The 1,497-nt window shown below is 70.8% G+C and carries 1 protein-coding gene; it reads left to right on the plus strand.

The features are described 5' to 3' along the window. Positions 1-1,497: condensation domain-containing protein (locus tag ACQKIP_RS47225; RefSeq protein ID WP_427745837.1), on the plus strand; the 1,497-nt coding region annotated here is incomplete at both ends.

The following is a 1,497-nucleotide window of genomic DNA, read 5'->3' on the forward strand; positions in this document are numbered from 1 at the left end:
GTCTGCGGGCCGGGTTCCGCCAGGTGGCGGGGATCGAACAGCCGGTGCAGGTGATCGCCGAGGGCGTACAGCTGCCCTGGCGCGAGGAAGACCTCACGGATGAGCCGGGGCACGCGGCCTGGGTGCGGTCGGAACGGATCGCGGTCGAGGAGCGTGCACAGCGGTTCGATCTGGGAAAGCCGCCCTTGCTGAAGGTGCTGCTGCTCCGGCTGGGCGCGGGCCGCTACCGGTTGGTGATCACCATGCACCACCTGGTGCTGGACGGATGGTCGCTGCCGATCCTGCTGCGGGAGGTGTGGGCTGCCTACGCCGCGGGTGGCAGCGGCGGGGGACTGCCCGCGGTCACCCCCTACCGGGAGTATTTGGGCTGGCTGGCGCGGCAGGACAAGGACGCCGCGCGAGTGGCCTGGAGCCGCATGCTGGCCGGGACGGAGGAACCGACTCTGGTCGCCCCGGCCGACCCGGCCCGATCACCCGGCGAGACCGCGTACGTCGGTGCCGAGCTGCCCCCGCCGCTCGCCCAAGAGCTGACCCGGCTGGCCCGTGACGCGGACGTCACCCTGAACACCGTTCTGCAGACTGTCTGGGCGCTGGTGGTCGGTGGTTTGACGGGCCGCCGGGACGTGGTGTTCGGAGCGACGGTCGCGGGGCGGCCGGCGGAGCTGCCGGGCATGGAGGACATGCTGGGGCTGTTCATCAACACCATCCCGGTACGGGTGCGATTCGACCCCGCGCGGACGGTCGCGGAGCTGTTCGCCGACCTGCAGGCTGAGCAGTCCGCGCTGCTGGATCACCAGCACCTGGGCCTTACCGAGATCCAGCGGCTGACAGGTCCGGGCGCGGGCTTCGACACGCTGCTGGCATTCGAGAACTTCCCCGGCGACCCGGAAGTGCCAGCCGCCCTCGACTCCATCCGCATGACGGGCGCAGGGATGCGGGAGTCAACGAACTTCGCGCTGGCGCTCGGGGTGGACGCGTCCGACCTGAAGCTTCGGCTCGACTATCGCCTCGACCTGTTCGACCGGCGGGAGGCCGAGCGGATCGTAGGCCGGCTGGTGCGAGTCCTTGAGCAGGTGGCGGCCGATCCGCAGGTGCGGTTGAGTGAGATCGACGTACTCAGTGCGGGCGAGCGGGCGCTGGTGGTGGGGCAGTGGAACGCCACCGCGCGGCCGGTCAGGTCGGAGACGGTGACGGAGCGCATCGGGGCTTGGGCAGCGCGTACTCCGGGTGCGGTCGCCGTCCGGTGCGGCTCCGACGCCATCTCCTACGGGGAGCTGGAAGCCCGGTCCAATCGGCTGGCCCGCTGCCTGCGGGGGCTTGGCATCGGGCCCGAGTCGCGGGTGGGTCTGCGGTTGCCGCGTGGCATCGACATGATCGTCTCGATGCTGGCGGTGTGGAAGGCCGGCGGCGCGTACGTGCCACTGGATCCGGAGTATCCCGCTGACCGGCTGGAGTTCATGACGGCCGACAGCGATGCGTCGGTGGTGATCGATGCCG

This window comes from Streptomyces sp. NPDC059900 (assembly GCF_050270335.1).
In the GTDB taxonomy this organism is placed as follows: domain Bacteria; phylum Actinomycetota; class Actinomycetes; order Streptomycetales; family Streptomycetaceae; genus Streptomyces.